Genomic DNA, 19,102 nt, shown 5'->3' with positions numbered 1-19,102 from the left:
GTGGCTGCAGTCAGTATTTTTGAGTGCTTTGTAAGGAAATGCAGGTATTCGTCAACATGTCGCTAATCCCAGTTACACCCACTCACAACTTGTTTTGTAAACACCGATTCTGAGTGCGTTACGTTAAAAAAACATCCTACATTATTGATTATCATTATTATTAATAAATTACATAATTTGTTATGATGATAGAAAGTTTTGGATAACCATGATTTGGATTGTAATCATCCTCGTGCAGTTGTTTATATTGCAACAGCATGCATTGATGCAATGCATAAATCGTCACCTTTTACTGCATTCAATAGTCTTTAAAAATACATATGTCGGCCATAGACAGCGTTACCAAATTCATTCGTATTGTGGTGGTAGAGAACGATAGTGTATTTCGAGAGTCGATCGTATTGCATCTGCGATGCAAGGGTTATCTGGTCACTGGCGTGCACAACAGCACTGCGCTATACCGCGATTTGATTGAACGTCCGGTAGATATCGTGGTGCTCAATGTGGATCTTCCTGGCGACAATGGCCTCATTATCGCCAGTGAACTTCGGGCTATGCAACGCACCCGCCAGCTTGGCATCATCATGCTCACTTCGCATGATGATTTGCAAGCGCGCCTCGAAGGTCTTGAGAGTGGTGCCGACATATTTCTGAGCAAAACGGTGCACCTTGAAGAGATGAACGCGACCATCGATAGCCTGTATCGCAGGCTGACGCTCAATACTGCACATTCGAGCAAAATCCCGTGGCGCTTTCTGAAGACCGAGTGGAAGCTGATCGCACCGTCAGGCATCGAAATTGTGCTCACGCATCTGGAAATGCTACTCATTGACATACTTGCCAATGATCACGGGCTACCGGTGAGCCGCAAGGAAATCATTTCAACAGCGCTGCGGCAAGATCCGCTGGCGTATGACGAACGCCGGCTTGAAGCTGTGGTAAGTCGGCTGCGCAGAAAAATTGCCAAGGTCTTTGCTACCTCGCAACCGCTTAAGGTTGCGCATTCGGTTGGGTATATTTTTGCCGATGCTATTTGTCGAGGATGATGGTGACGCGCGCGCGACTGACAAGCTTGCGCGTCTCTGTCCGACAGTCGGTCATCTTTAGAGCGTATTGGATCACTTACGAAACCAGACTAAGGACTGGTTCTGAGTAGATAAGGCCGCATAATCGTTTATACGTCGTTGCTCCTCCTTGCAGTGAAGTCATACAATCTGCGTCGGAGTGCCTAGTCTAAACAATTCTACGGCTTTACTTAGTGGCATCATTCCAGGTTATTAATATTTCTGCATGGAAATTAAATAAAGCCTATCGTTATATCTCTAACGCTTAAAAGGCGGTTTTGTCTGTTGGCAAGACAATCGTATCCCCAAATTCATGCGACTCCATAATCCATCACTGGTGTCTGCTTTTTGTATTTCCTTGTGCGCATTCTCAGATGCGGATGTTGTCGTCAAATGGGGACGTTGCTTTGCATTATCTTCTTCGCGGAACAAAGGACTGCGGGACATGACTTACTCCATATCAAAAGCGATTAATCGGATACCAATGTCTTATTCTAAAAATGAGAAAACTAGAGAAGCTGCGCTAGTTGTCTGTTGAAGTATGGCCGCGTAATCGTTTATACGTCGTTACCCGGCCTTGCAGTACAGTCATACTGTCTGAATCGGGGCACCTAGTCTGAACAATTATGCGGCCTTATTTATCTCAGACAACGGTAACGTTTTTGGAAAAACAATAAAGATTACTGATTAATTTTGATCAGAGTCAGTTTTATATTCTCATTCTAGTTCTCGGAGTAATGATATTCAATCAGGTTATAACAATCGATAATTCACTCCAGATAGGACAATACATAGTATGTTATTACTGAGCAATGTATGCCATCTGTAGTCGGTTTTGCTGTTTCTCCGCGGTTTCAAACAAACAATGCAATCAGGCAATAAAAAGGCTCACGAACCATAATAGATGTGAGCCTGCACCTTGCCAGCCAGAAGTCTGGCTTTTGTTAACCAGACTTAAGGATTTTGAATGTTAGAGGCTTGCTTGCCTTTGGGGCCTTGCGTAACCTCAAACGTTACTTTTTGCCCTTCTTTGAGAGTCTTGAAACCACCCATTTGGATTGCGGAGAAATGCGCAAACAAATCTTCGCCACCGTCATCAGGCGTGATAAAACCGAAGCCCTTGGAGTCATTGAACCACTTAACAATACCCGTTGCCATAATACATCCTTCCAAAATAAAACATTAAACGAATGGCTAGCGTTCAGACGACACAAAGGCTGCCTGCACCTCGACCACCCACCTCTATTAACAAGCATCAAGTCACATACCTATCAATATCTTCTCATACCACTTTAGTCTATTTTCATTTATTAGCACATTTACTTAACTGCACTGTGTATTTTGTATATTATTTTTATTAAAAAAATAATATACAAAAATATCAATAAAAATGTATCGCACGATGAAATTATTTTCTTCAATAAACATTAATATATTACTTATTAAATAATTCATCAATTTATCATTTTTTTGATGCATTAGAAAAAGTAAAATTTTTTATTTGTACGACCATACTTACATGACTAAATGATAACATCATCAATCATTGGAAGGTATCGGCGAAACACTGATTTTTATGTAGGAAGGAGTGATAAAAGGCAGCGCTGTTCGAGTGAGTCTTAGGCGGATGCTGCAGAGCGTTGCGGCGGTTAACGCTCAGGCTGGAATATGTATAGGTGGGAATCTGTGCATGATCAGCAACAACAGCGGATGCGACCTGAGTCGCTGACGTAACCAAGCTTGTGTGCGATTGAAAAGCAAGCATTACCGAATTAAATCAGCGGCACAAAGAAGACAAACATTGCCAATGTATTTACTTAGGTGCTTGCTTGCGTTTACCACAATACTGCCAGATGCTTAAGTGGATGACTGTCAGCGTGCTTTGCACAATCTGATCAACCAGATGCGTAGTAGCAATAGCTCAAGATAGCCAGAGGCAATACTGGTACGTGATTCAATGAGGGGATGGGGTGTGTAATAGCGTTTACGATAATCGCGACATATCGATATTTCTCGACCGCCTATGCGCAACACAATCGCTGCGGGCACATCATCAACGTTGCATACTGCGCCAACGAAATTAAAGTTTGCCATTTTAAATACCCCTCAGTAGTCATTGATAGTGAAACTTGAGCTTATCACAACTACTGTATATCTATACAGTAAAAATAATTTTTTCTAAAAATACCTATTAGGCTTGTGTCTTAAATCTGACAATGTCCTTCATTGACCACACTTTATCCGGCTGAAAGTGCACAGTTCTCATTGCTGCCGATAACCTTTGCGCAAAATGTTGATCAGCCTCCCAAGGGGCATTACCTTGGTAATTATTCGTCGGTAAAACATAGATATTAATCACTGGATAACAGTACGGCACGCGTCAATACAACGCCGGATTGATGCGAAAAGGAGATCGAAACATCAGGGATAAAAAGGACTGGTGAATTGAACGCAGTTATTCGGTTTTTGGAGCGTCGGTTTTTGGAGCATCACCTCCTGGTGGCGCGATACTGGTCAATCCAACCTGAGAGTTGAGCTGGAACAATTCTGCATCATTGGCGCAAGCCAGTTTCAACATGCCATTGCGTTTCTGGTTACTGATTGTTTTGCTGCTGCGTCGCAGATGGTCGGCAATTGCTTGTACCGACATTCCGCCCAAAAACATGCGGAGTACTTCGAGTTCTTTTTTGGATAACAAGGCAATTTTATCGACGTCAGGACGGCTACTTTGCGCCTCTAGTGTTGCGGCCAGGCTACGGCTTACATACTTGTAGCCATCAGCCACGCGTTTGATAGCGGCCGGAATTTCGTTTAAATCGCTGCTCTTATTGAGCAATCCATACACACCTAACTGGACAATTTTGCTTAACAAAGCCGGATTCGTCAGCACTGTGAGTACGATTAATTTGACGTTTGGAAAGCGATTTTTGAGGCGGTCCAGCATTTCCATGCCGTCCCCAAAAGCACCGCCCGGCATTGCGTAATCAGTGAGCACCATATCGACTTGTGTGCGCTCAAGTATCTCGAATAGTTCGGTGGAATTAGTGGCAGTACTAACGAGGTTCACATTCGGTACATTTTGTAAAATCGACTCAATGCCAAGGAGCACTACAGGATGATCGTCAGCGCTGACCAAGTTAAGTTTTCGACCATGCATGTGCTGCCCCAGGAAAGTTACAATTTGCTTGTTTTTTTCTCGTACGCCATTCACAACCTGCCGTACGATGGCGCCGATTATAGCGTGGAGATTGTAAAAAAAACAGCCTGAAAACTCGTAGGTTCCTGTGCAGCGCACGCTCAGATTGACACCCAGGCAGGACGCACTTTATTGCTTGCATGATGACTGCCTAATGTGCACTCTATTGATTGCACGCCCCCGGTGATGCTGCTTTTACCGTACTTCCTTTGGCGACAAATTTCCATTCGTCATAACGCGATTTATTTCGAAAATCTTTTTTTGCTTCGGGAAAATTACCTTGTTGGTAGGGCGTATTCGTGCTTTTGCTTTGCACACCAATGACATGATTCGTCTCATTGCGCAATATCTCCCAGCCGCCATTATTGCCAGCATCGCGACTCATTGCGCTAGTGATGAATCTGGTACCCGAATTGTCGGCAAGAATATCGGTCGAATCATTGGGCGAATTATTGGCCGATGTGTGCATAGGATCACGATAAATTTGGCGCAAATGGCGTAGTGTTTTGAAGTTGCGTCGATCTTCGAGTAACACCTCTAAATTTCTCGGATAGCAGCCCGGCACCGGTCCGCTTTCGTAATAACTGCGGATCGCCTGCGCAATCTGGTCACCCTTAAATAGCAGATCGGCTTCTTTATCCCGATTCAGGCGCACCGCCAACGTACCCGACATCTGAAGCGCCATAATGCTGACAACGGCTACCAGAATAATGACAGAAAGATAGGCAAAGCCGCCCTGCTTACCCGGGCTACCATTGTGCATATTCTTCCCCAGCCAAAGACATGCCAGTTGCGCCACTGCGTACGTCCTTAATCTGTCCGTCATCGTCGAGTTCCGTCTGCCACGAATCGCGGTTTCCGGTCACAGGATCGATCGGTACATTCTTCAGATAACGGCTGCTGACCAGATCATCGAGAGACTCTGGTCCTGTCGCTTTATCTTGCCGATAATGATCGATGGCTTCACGCAGGCCACGAATATTATGTTGCAACACCACCTCTTTGGCGCGCTCGGTCTGGGTGAAGTATTTAGGTGCCACCAGCGTCATCAACGTGGCAATGATGGCCATCACCACAAGTAGTTCGATTAAGGTAAATCCCTTTTGTTTACCATTGGTTATACGGGATGCCATTGAGACCCTCTTTTGTATTGGTTGATGTGATATCGAAAACATCGCTTCCCGACTGAGGCGAATCGAATGCACTCTCGTAGCTGCGCAGTTTCCAGGATTCTGCTGCGGATTTTTCAGGGCAATCGCACATTGGATCCCGCGGTAATCTACGGATAAAAAATCGCTTTCCACCGTTCAGGTTCTTTTTATCTGCAACACCCGTCTCCAGTACATGCAGATCCGGCGGATAACCGTTGCTATCCATCATTTTTTCGATATCGCCTGCGTCTGCGGCTTGTTTATAGCTGTCAATCGCCCGTCGGATATCGCGCAAGCCTTCGCGTAATTGCTGCTCTTGCGCGCGCCGTGCCATGAACTCTGTCATGGGTAACATTACGGCGGCCAGCGATGCCAATATGGCAAGCGACACCATTAATTCGATCAGGGTGAAACCACGTTTTTTTGTAGCTTGCATCGTTGTTTCACCCTTTCCGCCCGGTCGACTTACCCCGCGCAGTCCGAGGTTCATGCCCTCTCCCGCCGTGGAGTATCGTTGCCTGGGTTTGCCACCAGAGCGCTCTGAGCGCAGTTGGCCAATTGTGTACGACGTGCCAATTGGTCCCGTGTCTCATGCATTGCCTGTTTGAGTTTCAACTCGGTTGAAGCAGTCGCTTTAGGCTTGCCCATTGACAGCAACGCACTAGCACCCGACATCCCCATCATCAGAACAGATTTAAGATCACGCATCACCCCACTACCCGCTTCGAACAAAGCTGTTTTCAGCTCTGAATCTGAGGCTTTCGGTGCTGCCTTTACCTTTACGCTCGGCAATGTGGGGGACACGATGGCCACCTGGATTGGCTGTTGCGGTTGCACTTTCTCCACTACTTGCGTCGCTACTGCAACTTTGGTTGTTTCTTTGGTCGCGGCTTTTGCCATTTTTGGTGAGCTAACAACTCTCGCCAACTTAGGTGCTAGCTTGGGCGTCGATGCCAACGCCAATGCACTGCGCATACCGTCAGGCTGGTAACCATTAAGTAACTTTTGACTGATCGGCGGCGGTACAGCAGCCGGTACTTCTTGCTCAACCGGAGCGACAAGTTCTGGCAACTCATCCATCGGACTATCTATTACCGGTGCGCTTGCCCTATTCCTAAATTGTGGAGAGTCACTGCCCCCGCTAGTCAGACGTGCGCCTTCTGTGTTGCGCAATACCAGACTGTCGCCACTGACACGGGATTCTGTGCCTGAGATGAAGGTCGTTACATGTGCACCCGGCAATTCCAGTTTGCGTTCAATACGCGGCGTGATGACTAATACAAGTTCAGATTTTCCCTTACTACTTTCACCGGTACCGAACAAGCGATCCAGCAAAGGCATTTGGCTAAGGCCCGGTAATCCATTTTTAGAGTTACGATCTTCGCGATTAATCAGACCAGCAAGAATTTGTGTTTCGTTATCTTTTGCCGTCAAAGTTGTTTTGGTTTTACGTTCGTTGATACGATAGTAGATGGCGTTTTTTGGCGATTTTATGGAGTCACCTAAACTGGCAACAGTCAGATCGATATCAACGCTAATCTCGCCATCGAGACTGATGGTCGGCAAAATTTCAAATTTCAGCCCTACTTCAAGCATTTCAACTTTTTCTGATGTCGCACCTGCGTCCGTCATCAGATTAGTGATGATGGGAATTTTTTGACCGATCTGAATATTTGCTTTCTTGCCATTCTTGACACGGATTTTTGGATTCGCCAACACCTCCATATGTGACGCTTTTTGCAACATATTCAGCGTTATCCCTTTTTGGTCGCCAAGGTTGACGAATGTGTTGTTTTTGCCCAAAGAAGACAATAGGTTGAACGGGATATTGTTTGCCGTAGTGTCCTTTGAAGGGTCTTTGTCTGCACCAGCATTAATACCAACGCCAATCGATCCCGGATATTGCACGCCCAGATTTAATGAATCATTACTAGTTACTTCAAGTACCTGGATATCCAATGTCACTTCGGCCTCAGGACGATCAAGCGCCTGCACCAACCGACTCGCCAACTCCAATGTTTCTGGCGAATCGCGCACAACGATGGCGTTGATACGTTCATCAATATGGATGTCTCTGGTTTTGAGGGTCATTTTCAACGCGCTACTGACCGTTTTTGCGTTCGCGTGACTAAAGAAGAAGGTTTTTACCGCCATATCGCGGTATTCCTTATCTTTGACGTTGTTGGCCGGATAAATCAACAGCGTGTTGTGATTCAACACTTTCTTACGCAACTTATTGGTCGCCAGCAGCAAATTGATGGCGTCTTGCGCCGTCGTTTTTTGCGCTGAAATACTGGCTGTGGCGGATTTCGAGACATCGGCATCGAAAATAAAATTGACACCGGCAAGTTGCGAAATGGTATCGAAAATGCTGATCAGATTATGCGAACGGAATGTCAGCGATACCGGTTTTTGCAGTGAAGCCCCAAGCGACGGCGACAGCGTTTTAGACTCCGCTACGCGGCGCATCAGGGTGTCGCGCAGTTTGATGGCCTCAGTCCAGGATGGGCGTTCTTCCAACACTTTTGCTATCAGATGCAGTGCCTCCTTCGGATTGTCATCGGCCATGGCACGCGCCTCATCAAACAACACTCTCTGATGTTGGCGGCTATCGATCTGATCGATGGTTTGAAGCCCGCGCATGTTACCGCTGTCGTATTCCAACACTGTTTTGAGACGCTCAAGGGCCTTTGTTTCGTCCCCGGCAGCAAGCGCTTCTTCGGCTTCCTGGTAGTAACGACCGACTAACTTATCGACCTGTTTGTAGAGTGCGCTATCGAGGCGCATATCATCGGGATTTTCTTTCTTTGCTTCGGTCAAGACGTTGATGGCCTCGACAAACTGGCCCTGTTGAGACAGTTTCTCGGTATTTTCGACGGCGCGAGGAACTGCACAGCCCGCAAATATCGAAGCGCACGCTAGCATCAAAATGCTATTGACTATGCGATGTTTAAAATTTGACATGATTAATTCCCTGTTCCGCTAATAGCTACGTCGATATCGACTATTTGTTTAAGCTGCAACGGTAAATAAGTAAATGTGATGCGTTCGTTTTCAATCTTTTCGAGCCGGTAATGTCGTTCAAGAATATCGCCGACCTTCGGACTTGCATTTTTGCCACACCCCTGACACAGGATGGTGGTTTTGTCGCCCTTGGTCAGGATGATCTTGCGTTGTGCACCCTCCACCCAGATGCCACTGACCTTCAGCGGAAAAGGTGGCGCCTGAACTGGTACCGGTGGCAATACTATTTTTTCCGAACTATCGCTATCGGACGTTGATACATTTGCCGGCTTGTATGCATCGGGGCCTTGATTCGGGAACAAATTACGTGTCACCGATACTTCTAGTTCTGGTAGAGCTTTGGTCTGCTCAGTCATACGTGTTGTCTTGATCTTCGCTGGCTTGGCACGCACCACGGATGCATTCTCTGGCGTCCCATCAGACCATGCCGCATACCCGCAAGCGACCAAAGTCACGGGCAGCACGATGCGCAAATAAAGGGGAATTTTCATTTGATCACCTCTATGTTTTTGTCTTTAGTCGCATCCTTGCTTGCCACTTTCGTGACGGATAATTTCATTTCAATATCGAGCATCACATCGGATGAAGTTTTTCTGGACAAAGAAAACGTTTCAACCCATACCCCGGGCAACACCGCCAGCTCGGCCATCATCTCCCTGAATTGCGGATATTCACCGCTAGTTGGCAAGGTAATTAAAATCCGTCCGTCTTGTCCGGCATCTTTTTTTCCACGCTGTATTTGCTGATATTTCACATCGCGCTTATCGAGGGCCATTTTTTTTGCCAGATCCAACACGTCTTGCTGCCCTGCCGATAAAGTTGAGTGCGGTACAGAAACTCTGTTGCGGCTATCTTTTATTTCTTCCATCAATGCAATCTGTAACGAAGCGGTACGCTTTAATTGCTGCTCTATTTTATGAATAGACGGTGCAACGTAAGCCTGATGTGCGACAGCTGCAACGATCAGTACCGCACCAGCACTCAATCCCGGCACGCCTAGCGTGCCTGCCAATCGATACCACTCCCATTTCAGGCGGATCGTCAGCTTAGTCAGTTTTTTTTGCATATTCATTTCCACCCCAGAACCAGACTTGCATCAAGCAGCCATTCATCGTTATTAGTGGCTTGTTGTATATGATTCTGCAAAAACACATCATCACCAAAGTAGTCTTCAAGACGATCGACGAATCCGAACAACGCATCGCGCGATTTAGCGCTGATTTGCAATTGCATACGACCTTTAGTCATATCCGTTTGCACGCGCAGCAGACTAATGTCCTCGGACCATGCTGCTTCGATACGCTTAAGCGTTGAGATCGCTGTTTCCGATGGAAAGCCGTCGGGAATCGCTTTTTGCGCTAACAGCGCTGTACGTTTTTCTTTATCGATATTGCGTTGCAACTCGGCCAGCAGATTACTTTGCACATTGAGGCGCTCAGTTTGTTGCTGCATCAGTCTGACGTCCTGCCAAAGGATGGTGCCGGCTGCGACCGTGATGGCCAGCGCGGCAGCGATGAGCACCGGACGAAAATGACCGACTGGAACGAGACTACGTTTATACAATTGCATGTTCGTTCTCCTGGGCTGTACTAGCGTCGTCATCCGTTGCGATGTCATTTAAATAAATATTGACCGGAAAATGATTCGCCATCATTGAAGCTGACATCAGACATTGCTCCGTTGTCTGGCCTGCGCCAGGCAACGCAAAGGCATTCCGCCACATGCCATCCTGGCGGAACGCAAACTCGTAACCGGCCGACTGACGCACCACGAATACTGCGTCGGCAGGCAGCGCGCCAGGGTGACTGGCGATCGTATCGGTGAGCAATGCGCGAACGCTTTTCAAGCGCAGTTTTTGCTGCTTGGAAGCGGCAACGATCTCATCAACAATATCGCGCCGGATCGCACTGGCAATTGCCGGGCAACCGAAACGCTCCTGCGAAATCTCGCAATACCATTCCGACAGCGCGATACCGTACTGCTGCTCGAGCATTGATTCAGCATAAGCAAGTCGATCCGCCGGGACAAGAATGTCGTCTTGCCACGGCAAGATCATGTTATTGGCATAGGGATAGCCAATCGCCACCTCGAGCGTGTCGAGCCTGGTCAATGCGCTACGTGGCAGCGCGTTGATAACCGCTTCAATAATCGCCGTGCGCTCTACCGCATCACCCCACGCTGACGGAAAATCGACTTTTTGTGCTTGTGCGAGCTTGCTACCCGATAACCGTATCGCTATCTCAGTACCGATAACGGCACTATATTTAATCCATCGCAATGACACGTTGCACCTCCTGTAAAGTCGTTTTTCCTTGCCGCACAGCGTCCATCGCTACGTCGCCCATCGATACAAATCCTTCGGACCTGGCCAGCGCCTTAAGTCCACGCATTGGCATTTTTTGCATGACGGCATCCTTGAATGCCTCGCTGCAACGGAGTATTTCAGCCAACGCAATCCGTCCATGAAAACCGGTGAAGCGACAAGCGTCACATCCGGCTCCCGCCATGAGATTGATCTCGACGGCGGTGTCATGGTGCAGAGGTGGTTCGAGTGCCTTAGGTAAATTAGACAGATCAGGCACATCAGGTAACTCGGGCAGATGGTGTTTTGCTGCTGATATTTGTTGCGGATCCAACACCGGTTGTGCGCAGCTAGGGCAATTCCGGCGTACCAGCCGTTGCGCTACCACGCCGTTAAGCGCTTCGAGCAAACTTGCTGGCTCAACACCCATATACAGAAAGCGTTCCAGCACGCTAAAGACACCATTTGCATGGACCGACGAGAGCACCAAATGTCCTGTGAGCGCAGCCTGTACCGCAATGCCGGCGGTTTCCGTATCGCGGATTTCACCGACGAGAATAATGTCCGGATCGTGCCGCAAAATAGAGCGCAGACCTTTCGCAAAGGTCAGACCTTTTTTGTCATTGACAGGGATTTGCAAGACGCCGTGAAGTTGATATTCGACCGGATCTTCAATTGTGATGAGTTTTTCTTCGCCGCTATTGAGTTCGGATAGCGTGGCATAGAGCGTGGTTGATTTTCCGCTTCCGGTAGGGCCGGTAACCAGCACCATGCCGTGCGGCGTCTTGACCAGGCTACGAATGCGCTCAAGCGTGCTGTCATCGAAACCGAGCGTCTCGAGCTTGATCGCTTGATTTTGGCTGGATTTATCGAGTACACGCAGGACTGCATCTTCACCATGAATACTCGGCATCACCGAGACACGAAAATCGATATTGCGTGACTGGATGCAAGCCTTGAATCGGCCATCCTGCGGAATCCGGCGCTCGCCGATATCCATCCCGCCCAGCACTTTGATACGCGAGATCGTCTGTTCGGCAAAATCACTGCCTTGTGCTTGCGTGATGGGTTGCAATACGCCGTCGATACGATATTTGACGACTAAACCATCATCCACACTTTCAAGATGGATATCGCTGGCGCGTGACTGTAATGCATCAAACAGGGTTGAGTTGAGCAGCTTTACGACAGGACTTTCATCTTGTGAAATTGTGCTCAATGAAATTTCGACGACGTCATCGGTTTGACGCACTGATTGCTCTTGCTGAAACTGATCGATCGCCCGCTCCTGCGCCTCGATCAACTCGAGTCGTTGCGTGACCGCATCGGGAATGGTGATGGCCAGTACCGCCGCGTGTTCTTCACACAGGCGTTGTGTCCAGTTACGTGCAGGGATTGATCCTGGACGTCCCATGACCAGATATAAAACACCCTCTACACGAATCGGTAAAATCTGTTTTTCCAATACCACTGCCAACGGCATAATCTCGAAATCGCAGACCGCCGCCAGCACTGTTGCGGCCGGGATGGAATGCAGGCCAATTAATGCCGCAATCGTTTCCAGCATCTCTGGATGCGTATTGAGTTCATCTTCTATCACGCTGTTACCGTTTTGCGCGGTCGAGCCTGACAGCCAGTCTGGTCTCTCCATAGTCATCTGATGCATCATGAAACACTCCCCGCCAACTCAAAAATCGGCATATACAGTAAAAAGACAATGACCCCGATAAGACCACCAACGATGAGCATCAAAATCGGCTCGAATACTTTACTAAATACTTCAATTGCACGAGCTAAGGCCTCGTCATGAAATTGCGCGATACGTTCGCACATACCGGCCAGATCGCCGCTTTTTTCACCAACGCGCAGCAATCGTGCAGCAACCGGCGTGGTCAGATTGGCGTCTACTAAGGCACCAGCTACGCCACGACCTTCCTGCACATGCTGCAATACTTGTTGCAGATCAGCCTGACGATCAGCCGGAAGTAACTTTCCGGTTAATTTCAACGCATCAACCACTTGCATCCCGCCTAGCAGTAATAAACCAAAGGTCCGGTAAAACCGTGCCAGAACAAATAAAACCCGTTGTTCATGGAGGCTCTTGATGCTCCACACTATTTTCCATAACGCCGCTTTGACGGTTGCCGTGCGCAGGGCCATGATGATGGCGCTCACACCCGCTGCCAACCCTATCAACAACTCGCCACCGCGCTGTGCTAATAATCCTGCCCACCACACCATGAGTTGCGCGGTACCGTTGAGGTCTTTCATACCGCTAAAAACAGTGGCAAAGCGTGGGATCACAAACACCACTAAAAATCCTAAAATCAATGCGCCGACGGCTACCACAATGAGTGGGTACATCAAGGCGCTCCCTACCTTCTTCTTTAAATTCGCAATCTGTACTTCGTAATGATGAAACCGGCGCAAGGCTTGCGGCAGTTGACCGCTATGCTCTGAGGACGCCACGCTGGCAATGAGCAGCGTTGGAAAAATCTCGCTCTGTTGCTCCATTGCCTGCGACAGCGGTTGTCCCTGATACAAAAATGTCAACAATCCGTCTAATACTTCCTTGTGGTCCGGGTTGGTCGATTTTTCGGCCAGGGCTTCAATGGCCTCTACCAATGCCAGACCGGCATCAAGCAACGCGATCAACTCCTGGATGAACAAGCCCAGCAAAAATTTGCTGCGACGTTTTGCGCGTTGCTTTACTTCTTTTACGCGCAGAACCTGACCCTGCTTAGCGCCTTGCTTACGGGCGTCCGCAGGGTCGGTCGCTTGTATCAATTGATGCTGTGCGTGCCCATCACGCAAAATGAATACTTCGAACTGTTTCATTGCTTAGCCGTAGTTGATAAATTGACCGGTCTGATCTTCCCCGGCTGAGGTTGCTGAATTTTCATATCCTGCTGCTGCTTTAAAATCTCATACTGTTTTGCGACTTTTTTGATATACCGGCTGCGCGCACTCTTGCGGTTGTCGCCAACACCTGCGTTGTAGGCACCGACGGCATGCCAGTTATAACCAACACGCTGCACAAACTCCGCCAGAATCCATGCTCCAACCATGACTGAGGTACAAGGCTCGGCAACCAGAATTTTTTCGGTAATACCGAAGGGAGCCAGCCGTGGAAAATGCAGCTTATTAATTTGCATCAGGCCAACGTCGTACGTGCCATTGTTGTTGTAATTGCGGGCGTCAACATTCATGCCGGACTCAACATGCGCTATGGCTTGCAGCAAAATCGGATCAATGTTGTAGCGTGCCCCGGCCTCATCCCAGCAGGCCGCATTGGCGACTACCGGGGCCAGCGCCGCAATGCAAAAAGTAAGGGCGGCTAATGACTTTTTCATGATTTAAAAACCTCTCTTGATTACCTTGTTTTTACCCGTACCTCCCAGCTGACCATCCGCACCCAACGATAAAATCTCAACGTCATATCCAGCGTCAGCTTCGCGCGCCGGGTTATGCCACACGTACGGGTTATCCCAAGGGTCTTTAGGTAGTTCGCTGTTAAGGTACGGGCCTTTCCATCTGTCTTCCCCGGCCGGTTGTACGATGAGTGCTTCTAGGCCCTGCTCTTCTGTCGGATAGCTGCCGGTATCGAGTCGATACTGACCGAGCACGTCGGCCAGGGTTTTCATTTGCGCGGCGGCCGCACTTTCTTTTGCCTGCTCAATTTTTCCGAATAGCTTAGGACCGACATACCCAGCCAAAAGCGCAGTAATGAGCAGAACGACGAGTAGCTCAAGCAAAGTAAAACCGCGTTGTGAAGTGTGTTTGACGTGCATCATCTGCATTTCCTTAAATAATGTTCAGGCGGTTAAGCCAAGAGAGTGGCGGCAAAAGAAGCCGCATTTGTTGACGTGATTGATGCGTTGCTTAATTGAACGTTTTCTCAATAGCATCAGCGCGAATAAAGCCGTTAACCCGTTTCCCGTTACCAAAGATCATCGCTGGTGTGCCGGTAATGCCAACGCTACGGCCGATCTCTAGCAAGTCATTGACTTTAGGCATGCAAAATGGATTTTTGTCAGGCGATTTACCATCCAGCATCCAGCTTTTCCAGGCGCTGGCAGGGTTTTTAGAACAAAGAATGTCGCTGGTTTGTTCTTCTGATTTTTTGGACAAAAACGGGAAAATAAAGGTGTACACAGTCACGTTATCGAGCTTCGCCAGATCCGCTTCTAAATATTTGCAATAACTACAATTCGGATCTGAGAAAACAGCGATGTGACGCTTGCCGTTACCTTTTACTTGCTTGATCGCTTTTTCTAAAGGCAAGCTATCAAACAGATTTGGTTTCGCCATATTCTCGTTTTGTGGCGTGATTGCCTGACGTGCAAAAGTGCTGCGAATATTTTCAAACAGTCCGTAATCCGATGCCTGCCCACCTGCGGTTGGTTGCGCTTGTTGTGCTTGTGGTGAGCCAGATGCTGTTGCAGGTGCTGTCGAAACGAGTAAAGAAATTGCGGTCACTGCTGTTGCGATAATGAGAGGATTGATACGCATAATTAACAACTCCTGATGATGTGAACAATGATTCCTGATGCGGCTATACACCGGACTTTTTTTGCTCTGTTTGAAATGAGATGACGAAGTTTTACAGAAATGTCTTCATACAAGAATGGGGTTTATCCCAAAGATGCCAGCACATGCAAGAAGGTTCTGTGTTGTTCGTACACATACCTTTCGTTGACACGAGCGTATTCGACGGCGTCAATGAGAAAGGTTCGTCGGTACTGCCTTAGCGGTATGCGGATGACTATAAAAATGAAAACGGTCATTGTCGTTTTCAATCGACGGAATGTAGATGTTCTGAAAAGCGTGCACCGAATCCAGAAATAAATGCGGATATACCAAGCAGCCACATGACGTGGATTTTCTCAAGCATTCATCTCCCACAAAAAAGCTCCCGGCGGCCCTTGTAAACAACACTCAACCCGACACGCGAGTGCCTCCAAGTCAGAAGCGGCGCTAATTGTATTCGGCCCGGCTTTCGATAGATAGATCATCATTCCCAATTCGACAAATCCGAGATTTTTCTTATGAAAATCAAGAATATTCTTGCGTAATTTGAGCGTTTCCAAAAATATATATTGAACGTAAACAACCAAAATCTCTCTTAGCAAACTACCTTCGAATATATAAACAGATCGATGTTGTATTTGCCTCTTAACCGTAGCAAACCTCGCTAAAAATTGAAACGCTGAAACAGGTATTTTCAGACTAGGCCTACGCGGTTTCTATTTTTAAATAATCAACCCCAGGTCAATCACACGGCATGCTTAACGCTGACAGCGTAGCGATACCAGCACTGTCTGCGGGCATGCCCCTGATTGCCGTAATAACCCCCTTCATTTCCTATGACGATGTTTTTCAAGATCACGCCAACCGGCCTGGTTCTCTCTGTCCTGTTTTCTCATCATGTTCAGGCGCAGCCGCCAGAAAATACCCCTGTTCTGGAACAAAACGTTCCCCTCCCGGAAGTGGTGATTACCGCTCCGCAGATGTCATCGCCACTGACTGTCATCACGGATCCCAAGGCACCGCGCCAACCGGTTCCTGCACAGGATGGCGCAGACTATCTAAAAACCATTCCCGGTTTCTCCGTCATCCGTAAAGGCGGTACCGATGGCGATCCGGTATTGCGCGGTATGGCAGGTTCGCGCTTGAATATTGCGATGGATGGACAGCAAATATTGGGTGGATGCGGTGGTCGTATGGACCCGCCAACGGCGTATATATTCCCTTCTCAATACGACGCCATCACCGTCATCAAAGGCCCGCAAACCGTACTGTATGGTCCCGGCAGTTCTGCGGGAACCGTGCTGTTCGAACGCAGTACGCGTCGTGCAACGCCCGGACTAATATTCAATACCAGCGTGCTTGCAGGTAGTTTTGGGCGTCATGATGAAGTTGCCAGCGCCCGCTATAGCTGGTCCGATTTTTATGTGGATGCCGGAGCCACGCGTGCGCATTCCGATGACTATCGCGACGGTAATGGCAATTCTGTGCATTCGTCCTACACCCGCTGGAGCAGCCGTGCCGCTTTTGGATGGACGCCTGACGACAACACTCTGCTCGAGCTATCGGTAGAAAAAAGCGATGGTCAGGCTGCCTATGCCGACCGTGGAATGGATGGTGCCAGCTTTGCCCGATCGACTGTCGGATTAAAATTTCAACAAAACAATCTGTCTCCGATGATTAAAAAAGTAGAGGCGCAAATTTATCGCAATTACATCGACCACGTCATGGACAATTACAGCGTACGCACGCCAGCTGCCAACACGATGCTAAGAGCGATGAACCCGGATCGCACCACCGAAGGTGGACGCGCGGCCATCACATTGAACCTCTCTGATACCACCGAGCTGGTGACGGGTTTCGATACACAAAGCAATCTGCACAGTTCGCGTATGGGCATGGGGATGCGCCCCGATGCGGTGTCCTATCGGGATAACCCGCGTGTGGAGAATGCACAATTTCGGAATATAGGTGTATTTGGCGAATTGACCCAACATCTTGGCGAACAAGAAAATGGACGGATCATTTCTGGCTTGCGAACCGATTTCTGGCATGCCGCTGATTTACGTAAAGCCAGCGCACCGTCAGACGTGGCGACGCGCAGAAATGACACACTCATTAGCGGCTTTACTCGTTACGAATACGATCTTGCGGCACTGCCGATGACGCTCTACGTGGGTATCGGGATTGCCGAGCGGTTTCCCGATTACTGGGAGATGATTGCAAAACAAGGCGCTGCCAGTAGCAGCGCTTTCGGTATAAAACCAGAAAAAACTACGCAGCTTGATATCGGAGTTTTATATCAAGACGGTCCTTTGAATCTGACTGCATCCGGTTTCCTTAGTCACGTTAAGGATTTCATTCTGATTCAGTCAGGTGTGAACAATGGCGTCAACACCAACGCCACCATCGCACGCAACATTGCAGCCACAACATGGGGTGGTGAAATCGGCGCCACGTATGCATTAAATAAATTGTGGAAACTCGATGGCTCCATCAACTATGTACGCGGTAATAATCGTTCTGATAACACACCGCTGGCGCAAATGCCGCCACTGGAAACTAAACTCGGCCTGATCTTTGACAATCAAACCTGGTCGGTGGCATCCATGGTACGCACCGTCGCCGCGCAACATCGTTTCGATATCAACAAAGGTAATATCGCCGGGCAAGATTTAGGTGCTAGTGCAGGATTTACGATATTTTCAATCAATGCGGGGTGGAAACCGCGCAAGGGCTTACTCATTTCCACCGGGATCGATAATCTGACCAACAAAGTGTATGCCGAGCATTTAAGTCGTAGCGGCACAGCATTACCGGGCTACATACAAACCAGTCGTATTAATGAACCTGGTCGTACAATGTGGTTGAAAGCGCAATTTGATCTGAAGTAAGTCCACCGTAATGACCCGTATTCAGTCATGAATGCAAAAAATAGGGCGACATTGTGTCGCCCTATTTTTTTAGCCATCGCCATCTTTGGGATAAATCCCATTTCCTCCCATTGCCGTTAAGAATATTCTTCGTTTCAGCAAGTCAGGACCCATCCTTATCGCACAGTACTTTATTCTCCCTTCGGATAATCCGGCGTGGAGCCTCGATGAAGACGTTCTGCAGACCATCTAAATGACCGGAGATTTTTCCTTATGCCTATCAATATCGTTGTCGTCGAAGATTCCATCCTTGTTCGTAAAGGCCTGGTCTCCATCATCAATAATCTGCAATCCAAAGGTGCGCCCCATCCAGCCTTAAGCGCCGAGCCGGGACCATATAAGGTCATTGCCGATGTTGCGTCGCCTAAAGAACTATTTGCGGTACTCAAAGACTACAAGCCCGATTTGCTGGTGATGGATTACTCATTGCAAATAGATAACAATGATCCTAATCGGCTCAACACACTGGATGGTCAAAGCCTGATTAAGTACATCCGCAAGAATTACAGCACTGCCATTTTGACGGTGTCGCTGCATCACTCGCCGATCATCATCCGCGCAGCGCTTGAGGCTGGCTCAAACGGCTATATCAGTAAAAGTGCCGACGTAGAAGTCTTATCGCAAGCGATCAATGCAGTACTGAGCGGGGATACGTTTGTGGAGCACCATTTATTGAAAAATATGCTGCATCGTAATCCGAGCGAAACCGTGATTAGTCCAAAAGAGTTAGAAGTATTGCGACAGATGGGTAAAGGCTGCCGCTTGACCGATATCGCCCAGCGTATGAACCTGAGTATCAAAACTGTCAGTGCACACAAGTTGCGTGCGATGGAAAAGTTGAGCATCACTAACGACTCTGAACTTTATCGCGTCATCGCTGGTATGGCGCTTTAATCACTTATTAG

The 19,102-nt window shown here is 48.1% G+C and carries 19 protein-coding genes; 3 read left to right on the top strand and 16 right to left on the bottom strand.

Going from position 1 to position 19,102, the window contains the following annotated elements; all coding sequences use genetic code 11:
* Positions 1 to 320: 320 nt before the first annotated feature.
* Entirely contained in the window at positions 321 to 1,046 is a 726-nt protein-coding gene (locus ACVBEF_RS04335; RefSeq protein ID WP_447122722.1) for a response regulator transcription factor, read from the top strand.
* A 972-nt stretch (positions 1,047 to 2,018) separates the two neighbouring features.
* On the opposite strand, the gene ACVBEF_RS04330 is transcribed toward ACVBEF_RS04335, so the two are convergent.
* From ACVBEF_RS04330 to ACVBEF_RS04255, 16 genes are all read right to left on the bottom strand, one after another.
* Positions 2,019 to 2,222: a cold-shock protein gene (locus ACVBEF_RS04330; protein ID WP_447122721.1), complete on the bottom strand. Its 204-nt coding sequence runs from the start codon at positions 2,220 to 2,222 to the stop codon at positions 2,019 to 2,021.
* 714 nt (positions 2,223 to 2,936) lie between these two features.
* Complete coding sequence (locus ACVBEF_RS04325; protein ID WP_447122720.1) at positions 2,937 to 3,158, bottom strand: hypothetical protein; 222 nt, start codon at positions 3,156 to 3,158, stop codon at positions 2,937 to 2,939.
* Positions 3,159 to 3,519: 361 nt separating this feature from the next.
* A complete protein-coding gene (locus ACVBEF_RS04320) occupies positions 3,520 to 4,221 on the bottom strand; it encodes a response regulator (RefSeq protein ID WP_447122719.1) in 702 nt (233 codons plus the stop codon).
* A gap of 202 nt (positions 4,222 to 4,423) precedes the next feature.
* A complete protein-coding gene (locus ACVBEF_RS04315; RefSeq protein ID WP_447122718.1) occupies positions 4,424 to 5,023 on the bottom strand; it encodes a hypothetical protein in 600 nt (199 codons plus the stop codon).
* Positions 5,010 to 5,393, bottom strand: a complete 384-nt coding sequence (locus tag ACVBEF_RS04310) for a type II secretion system protein (RefSeq protein ID WP_447122717.1) — start codon at positions 5,391 to 5,393, stop codon at positions 5,010 to 5,012. Before ACVBEF_RS04310 ends, ACVBEF_RS04315 begins: the two co-directional genes overlap by 14 nt.
* The gene (locus ACVBEF_RS04305; RefSeq protein ID WP_447122716.1) at positions 5,368 to 5,901 is read right to left on the bottom strand and encodes a type II secretion system protein; all 534 of its coding nucleotides are present in this window, start codon (positions 5,899 to 5,901) and stop codon (positions 5,368 to 5,370) included. Before ACVBEF_RS04305 ends, ACVBEF_RS04310 begins: the two co-directional genes overlap by 26 nt.
* Positions 5,898 to 8,375: a secretin N-terminal domain-containing protein gene (locus tag ACVBEF_RS04300; protein ID WP_447122715.1), complete on the bottom strand. Its 2,478-nt coding sequence runs from the start codon at positions 8,373 to 8,375 to the stop codon at positions 5,898 to 5,900. Before ACVBEF_RS04300 ends, ACVBEF_RS04305 begins: the two co-directional genes overlap by 4 nt.
* 2 nt (positions 8,376 to 8,377) lie before the next feature.
* Positions 8,378 to 8,926 carry a hypothetical protein gene (locus ACVBEF_RS04295; protein ID WP_447122714.1) on the bottom strand — a complete coding sequence of 183 codons (549 nt, stop codon included), beginning with the start codon at positions 8,924 to 8,926 and terminating at the stop codon, positions 8,378 to 8,380.
* Positions 8,923 to 9,507 (bottom strand): hypothetical protein, encoded by a 585-nt coding sequence (locus ACVBEF_RS04290; RefSeq protein ID WP_447122713.1) that lies wholly within the window; start codon positions 9,505 to 9,507, stop codon positions 8,923 to 8,925. The genes ACVBEF_RS04295 and ACVBEF_RS04290 overlap by 4 nt, the downstream gene beginning before the upstream one ends.
* Complete coding sequence (locus ACVBEF_RS04285) at positions 9,504 to 10,004, bottom strand: hypothetical protein (protein WP_447122712.1); 501 nt, start codon at positions 10,002 to 10,004, stop codon at positions 9,504 to 9,506. The genes ACVBEF_RS04290 and ACVBEF_RS04285 overlap by 4 nt, the downstream gene beginning before the upstream one ends.
* Entirely contained in the window at positions 9,991 to 10,719 is a 729-nt protein-coding gene (locus ACVBEF_RS04280; RefSeq protein WP_447122711.1) for a hypothetical protein, read from the bottom strand. Before ACVBEF_RS04280 ends, ACVBEF_RS04285 begins: the two co-directional genes overlap by 14 nt.
* Positions 10,700 to 12,406, bottom strand: a complete 1,707-nt coding sequence (locus ACVBEF_RS04275; protein WP_447122710.1) for a GspE/PulE family protein — start codon at positions 12,404 to 12,406, stop codon at positions 10,700 to 10,702. The genes ACVBEF_RS04280 and ACVBEF_RS04275 overlap by 20 nt, the downstream gene beginning before the upstream one ends.
* Positions 12,403 to 13,575 carry a type II secretion system F family protein gene (locus ACVBEF_RS04270; RefSeq protein WP_447122709.1) on the bottom strand — a complete coding sequence of 391 codons (1,173 nt, stop codon included), beginning with the start codon at positions 13,573 to 13,575 and terminating at the stop codon, positions 12,403 to 12,405. The genes ACVBEF_RS04275 and ACVBEF_RS04270 overlap by 4 nt, the downstream gene beginning before the upstream one ends.
* Positions 13,572 to 14,090 carry a transglycosylase SLT domain-containing protein gene (locus ACVBEF_RS04265; protein ID WP_447122708.1) on the bottom strand — a complete coding sequence of 173 codons (519 nt, stop codon included), beginning with the start codon at positions 14,088 to 14,090 and terminating at the stop codon, positions 13,572 to 13,574. Before ACVBEF_RS04265 ends, ACVBEF_RS04270 begins: the two co-directional genes overlap by 4 nt.
* Positions 14,091 to 14,093: 3 nt before the next feature.
* Positions 14,094 to 14,531 (bottom strand): type II secretion system major pseudopilin GspG, encoded by a 438-nt coding sequence (gene gspG, locus ACVBEF_RS04260; RefSeq protein ID WP_447122707.1) that lies wholly within the window; start codon positions 14,529 to 14,531, stop codon positions 14,094 to 14,096.
* An 88-nt stretch (positions 14,532 to 14,619) separates the two neighbouring features.
* The gene (locus ACVBEF_RS04255; protein ID WP_447122706.1) at positions 14,620 to 15,300 is read right to left on the bottom strand and encodes a DsbC family protein; all 681 of its coding nucleotides are present in this window, start codon (positions 15,298 to 15,300) and stop codon (positions 14,620 to 14,622) included.
* Between the two features lie 803 nt (positions 15,301 to 16,103).
* On the opposite strand from ACVBEF_RS04255, the gene ACVBEF_RS04250 reads away from it, so the two are divergent.
* On the top strand, positions 16,104 to 18,158 hold the full coding sequence (locus tag ACVBEF_RS04250) for a TonB-dependent copper receptor (protein ID WP_447122705.1): 2,055 nt from the start codon (positions 16,104 to 16,106) through the stop codon (positions 18,156 to 18,158).
* 252 nt (positions 18,159 to 18,410) lie between these two features.
* On the top strand, positions 18,411 to 19,091 hold the full coding sequence (locus tag ACVBEF_RS04245; protein ID WP_447122704.1) for a LuxR C-terminal-related transcriptional regulator: 681 nt from the start codon (positions 18,411 to 18,413) through the stop codon (positions 19,089 to 19,091).
* Positions 19,092 to 19,102: the final 11 nt, after the last annotated feature.

The sequence above is a fragment of the Glaciimonas sp. GG7 genome, assembly GCF_052976905.1.
Note: the sequence above shows the minus strand (reverse complement) of the source record. Positions and strands in the feature narration are given on the sequence as shown.